Origin of the sequence: Helicobacter mesocricetorum, assembly GCF_900198605.1 — a bacterium.
In the GTDB taxonomy this organism is placed as follows: domain Bacteria; phylum Campylobacterota; class Campylobacteria; order Campylobacterales; family Helicobacteraceae; genus Helicobacter_D; species Helicobacter_D mesocricetorum.
In genome coordinates, this window is record NZ_FZPJ01000042.1 from 1 (window position 1) to 5,373 (window position 5,373).

General features: G+C 34.0%; 4 protein-coding genes. 1 reads left to right on the plus strand and 3 read right to left on the minus strand.

Features of this window, described 5'->3' with window-relative positions:
* Positions 1-545 precede the first annotated feature (545 nt).
* Positions 546-1,118, plus strand: coding sequence for a YceI family protein (locus tag C6H18_RS07975; RefSeq protein ID WP_104722578.1), 573 nt, complete (start codon positions 546-548; stop codon positions 1,116-1,118).
* 6 nt (positions 1,119-1,124) lie between these two features.
* Here C6H18_RS07975 and C6H18_RS07980 read toward each other — a convergent pair whose 3' ends face one another.
* From C6H18_RS07980 to efeO, 3 genes are read right to left on the minus strand one after another with little or no spacing between them, the layout of a single operon-like run.
* Complete coding sequence (locus C6H18_RS07980) at positions 1,125-2,852, minus strand: FTR1 family iron permease (RefSeq protein ID WP_104722579.1); 1,728 nt, start codon at positions 2,850-2,852, stop codon at positions 1,125-1,127.
* 27 nt (positions 2,853-2,879) lie between these two features.
* On the minus strand, positions 2,880-4,076 hold the full coding sequence (gene efeB, locus C6H18_RS07985; protein ID WP_104722580.1) for an iron uptake transporter deferrochelatase/peroxidase subunit: 1,197 nt from the start codon (positions 4,074-4,076) through the stop codon (positions 2,880-2,882).
* A gap of 9 nt (positions 4,077-4,085) precedes the next feature.
* Positions 4,086-4,907 (minus strand): iron uptake system protein EfeO, encoded by an 822-nt coding sequence (efeO, locus tag C6H18_RS07990; RefSeq protein ID WP_104722581.1) that lies wholly within the window; start codon positions 4,905-4,907, stop codon positions 4,086-4,088.
* Positions 4,908-5,373 lie beyond the last annotated feature (466 nt).

Here is a 5,373-nt window from a genome sequence, read left to right on the forward strand (position 1 = left end):
TAGGTTTTATTATTCTTTAGTTAGTCTTTTTATTCTTTATTCTCTTTACTTCTTTACTCCCTTAAGTTTAAAACCTTACAAGCAATTAGGACAGCTTTGTTTATTATCTATTAGAGTTATTATATAGCAATGATTAATTCTATATCAAAGCTTAAGTTTCCTACTCTTGTTTGTAAGGTTTTAAGATTAAGGGGGTTGGGGATTGTTTAGTTTAGAGTCTTAAGAAGCTTTAGGTTAGTTTCTGTTGTGTTTCATCTGTTATTTTGCTTGGGGATTGCTTTAGATTAAAGAAGTGATAGAGAATCTTTAAAGGAAAGTTTGGATTCTTTGGTTTTACACTCTTAAATAGTTTTATAAAATATTTTAATATTTTAAACACCTTAATACCTCTAATAATCTTTGATGATTTAACAAAAAATCATATAAGATAGATTTAAGGATTTTGGATAAATTAGCTAAATCTCCATAATAAGGTTTTATTTGGTTTGCCATAATATTATTTGCTATAATTATTTATTAAAATTAGTATAAAAAAAGGAAATAAAATGAAAAAAGTCTTATTAGGCTCATTGGTTGCCATCTCTCTACTAAGCACAGGTGCTTTAGCTAAAGAATACAATTTAGACAAGGTTCATACAGATGTTGGTTTTAAAATTAAACATTTGCAGATTAGTAATGTAAAAGGGAATTTTGATGACTATTCAGCAACGATTGATTTTGATCCTATGAGTGCTGAATTTAAAAAACTTAAGGCTATTATCAAAACTGCATCTATTGATACAGACAATGAATCAAGAGATGATCATTTGCGACAAGATGATTTTTTTAAGGTAAAAAAATATCCTGATATGACTTTTGTGATGAAAAAATATGAAAAAATTGATAATCAAACAGGCAAGATGACAGGGACTTTAACCTTAGCAGGAGTTTCTAAAGATATAACCCTAGAAACTGAAATTGGTGGTATAGTAAAAGATAAAGATGGCAAAGAAAGAGTAGGATTTTCATTAAATGGGAAAATCAAACGTTCGGATTTTAAATTTGCTTCAAGTGTCCCAACACTTACTGTGGGCGATGACATTTATTTGAATATAGAACTAGAAGTTATCGAAAAGTAATTTAGCTTAAGAGGAGATTCTCTTAAGCTCTCCTTGTATGCTTTGATAATTATTTCGTCTTTGCCACATCACGACTATCAAAGCTATTACAACATATACAGCCTGTGCAACAAGCCCTTGTAAATTATTATAAAACCCTAAAAATGCCACATTAGGGATCGGTAAAATATCAAGAGGAAGAGTATTAGTAAGCTGTAAAGCGTGAATACTAACCCCTAAAATCTTAAACCCAAGCACATAAATAAGCCAACTCATCACCCAAAATATCAAATGAATAGGTAACTTCTGGACAAAAATTTTCATCAAATACGCAATAACGACCAACGCCAAACACGCAATCCCAAAACCACTTAGAAAAGAACTCATAGCAATACTAGGCATCATACCTACATAAAAAAGTATCGTCTCCGCACCTTCTCGAAACACCGTTAAAAATGCAAGACTACCCAACCCCAACAAACTTCCTTGAGCAAGTGCTTTTCCCATCTGACTAGAGATATAAGCCTGCCAACTCGCAACATTTGATTTACTATGCAACCAAGCACCTACAAATATCATCATAATAACCGCTACGATACCTACTATACCCTCTAGTATTTCACGATTCGTTCCTGCTGTTGCAAGGGGAAATAACCGCACCAAAGCAATAGCCGCTATCAAACTTAATAATACGCCAAATATAGCTCCACCAATTACCCACGCTCTTCCTTTAGGCTGATTTGCTGCCTGCAAAGCAGTCAATAATGCCATAACAATTAAAAGTGCTTCTACGCCCTCTCTCAATAGAATAATAGCTGCATCAAAAGCAGTAAATTCTACATTAACATCCAATTCCTCCAAGGATTGAAGGAGGTTTTGAAAACGAGCAATATTTTCTTGCGTCGCACCACTAGCAGCTATCTCTGGAAGCTCTAACTCAATACGATTATACAAGCTACCATCTCTTGTGCGAACTTCACCCTCAAATATAGACCATTGTGCCATAAAGGTAAGGATTGTATCTTTTGCGAGTTTTTGGTCTTGCGAAAACTCTCTAAAAGCCTTACGCAAAAGCTCTAAACCTTCAGAGAGTGTCTGTGGCGCACCCTCTATGCCCTGTGTTTGCAAAACATTGCCAGAGGTAAAATCCTTCAAAGCGATACTAATTTTCTGTAATTGTAGTTTCATTGATTCAAAATCTACAACCTCACTAACCATAGCCACACGATAGAGCGTTAGAGCAGTTTCTATCTGCCCATAATGCCCGGGACTTGTATCGCCAACTATGCGTTCATTGCGTTGCCAAGCATCATAAAACCTCTTATAGAACATAGGCAATTCTTCTATGTCTTTTTCTATCATTGCCTTTTCTGTTGCCTTTTCTAACTGCAAGAAAACGGGTAAAATGCGTTTTTTAAATTGCTTTGTTTTTGCTTCATAATCTATAGGGTTTTGTTCTTTTTCAAAAGCAAGTAATGCACTAGAAAGGGTTTTTAGAGTATCTAAATTAGGATTTTTTATCGTAGTTTCTAAAGCCTTGCTAACCTCTATACCAGCTAATGAATTATGCGTTGGAATAGCATAGAAATCAGCCTTAAAATTTTCTAAAATCGGTAGAGATTCATCAACTTTAGCTTTTTTTACATTCTCCATAGCATCAGAAATCATTACAAACAAATGACTAACACGCACTTGTGAATTTGCACCTTGCAAACCCACAAACAAAAAAAAGAATAAACAAATAAGCCTCACCATAGAAAACTCCTAAATAATTAATCCCAATTAGCCTAAAAGAGCTTTCCCTATATAATCTCCACTTTTTTTACTCACTCCCCCAAAACAAGCAAAAAGCCCACTCCCGATATGAGTAATATACTCATTCATCCTATCAACATTCCCTAAGGCGTTTTGAATCTTAATAAACTGCATAGGATCTTTTTGGAATGCAATAAATAATAATCCCGCATCAAATTGCCCTGTACGAGAATCAATACCACTTGCAAAAGAAAACGAACGTCGCAATATTTGCATTCCTGTCTTTTTAGCCAAAAACACATGCGAATCTTCAGGCATAATGGTTTCACCCTTTTCGTTAAGTGCTGTAATATCCGCTTCTTCAAACTCTTCATTCTTACCATAAGCCGCACCAGAATCACGCATTCGTCCAAAAGTATCATTTTGTCCTTTTAAATGTGTCCTATCCCAAGTTTCAAGATGCATTTGCACACGACGAATTGCCAAATAAGTGCCATTATCAAGCCAACTTCCATCCTTTACCCAAACCACTTTATCAAGCTCATTGGCTCTAGGATTAACCGTACCATCCTTAAAAGCAAACAAATTACGCGGTGTATCGTTATTTTCAGAAGAATTAAACCCCATTTGAGACCATTTCATTGTAACTTTCAATCTAGCTATCCGCACAAGATTCCTCACAGCGTGAAAAGCAACTTGTGGGTCATCAGCACAAGCTTGAATGCAAATATCACCCCCGCTAAATTCTGCCCGTAATTGATCTCTTGGGAAATGTGGCAAATCCTTTAATAACTTAGGACGAGCGGATGCAAGACCTAACTTGTCAAAAAAACTTGCCGCCACACCAAAAGTTAGAGTTAGATTCGAGGGGTTAAGGGAGTCTGCCTCTCCTGTATCTAAAGTAGGAATAAGGATATTTTTACTATAAGGAGCGACATTTTCGCCTATTGTTAATTTACTTGCATAAGTAGTCCAAATTTTAAAAACCTCCTTAATATCAGAACGTGAATTAGTATGCAAATCTAAAACCAAAAAATAAATATGTTTTTGTGCAGGAGTAGCAATGCCTTGCTGATGTATGCCAAAAAATGAATAAGGATTCTTGATAGTAGGAGTTCTTGGGGAATGAATTTTTGAATCTGCATTAAGGATAACAGGAGATAGAACACCTGCTCCAGCCATAGTAATGCTTTTTAAAAAACTGCGACGATCTAAACTTCTCATTGATACACCTTAATCTAGGACTACACCCATTTTTGAAAGGGGTTCTCCTAATTTATTCACTGCCTCTGCAAGCTTTTTAATATCTGCTGATGAGAGCTTATCATAACCTACGAAATCGTAGCCTTTTTTAGAAGAGTTATATTTCGCAAGAAGAGTATTAACTGCTTTAAATTGTTTTTCAATTTCATTGGCTAATTTTTTGTCTTTTTGGAGTAAATAAGGACGAAGAATCTGATAAATCTTTTCTGCACCCTCAATGTTTGCCTGAAAATCATAAAGATCTGTTTTAGAAAAAATCTCTTCTTCACCTGTAATTTTACTTGTCGAAACTTCATTAAGTAAATCTACCGCTCCAGTTAGCATTAACTCCGCATTCACCTCTACCGTTGGAATTTTGCTCCTAAGCTCCTTAACATCCATTAAAAGCTGATTTGCTATGGCTTCGGTGCCTTTTGTCGTATTACCTTCCCAAAGAATTTTTTCGATTTTATGAAATCCACTCCAATCTTTTTCGTTTTTGCCCTCCTCTTCAATATCTGCCAAACGCGAATCAATACGAGCATCTAAATCTCCAAAGCTCTCAGCTATAGGCTCACTGCGCTCATAATACATTCTTGCAAGTGGATAAATTTTCTTTGCTTGCTTTATATCTCCCTTTTTTAAAGCCTTCACAAATTTTTCTGTATCTGCCACAAGCAAATCAATCTGCTCAATTACAAATTGATGATAAGTTTCAGTTGCTTTTGCTAAATCCACTGCAGCATTAACAACTTGGAAGTTCCCAATAAATACCAATGTAGCTAAACCCATAACAATTTTACGAATCCGCATTTTACATCCTTTTTAAAAATATTTGATAAACAACAATTATAAGAATTGTTTTTAACAAATGGAAGTCTATAAGATTTTTTATTAAAAAATTATAAAAGCCTTACTATTGCCAATGCCAAATTCATAAAAACTAATCAAATTGTCATTTTCTTGAGGGATATTATCCTGCCTACTTTTTAAAAAATTATCAAAATACCAAAATTACTTTTTTAACCCTTACTATGAAAAATAATCCAAAACAATCAATTAACGCTTTAATGATACTAGGATAATTTCCTATTTCAATAATTTTAAATAGTATTATTTAATGGCAACATAGGCATAATACAAAATATTATATCATCAAGAATTTCTAAAAACTTTTGGATTTAAATAACTAGAAGCTATATCTCATTATGTTTAAAAACATCAGAAGGTAAATATCAAGAAGTAATAAGCAGAAATTTAACAATCTCTGACAACTAAG

Excerpts from the sequence above, each read along its gene's own strand:
- C6H18_RS07975 (WP_104722578.1), top strand. The coding sequence starts at position 546 with ATGAAAAAAGTCTTATTAGGCTCATTGGTTGCCATCTCTCTACTAAGC.
- C6H18_RS07980 (WP_104722579.1), bottom strand. The coding sequence starts at position 2,852 with ATGGTGAGGCTTATTTGTTTATTCTTTTTTTTGTTTGTGGGTTTGCAA.
- efeB (WP_104722580.1), bottom strand. The coding sequence starts at position 4,076 with ATGAGAAGTTTAGATCGTCGCAGTTTTTTAAAAAGCATTACTATGGCT.
- efeO (WP_104722581.1), bottom strand. The coding sequence starts at position 4,907 with ATGCGGATTCGTAAAATTGTTATGGGTTTAGCTACATTGGTATTTATT.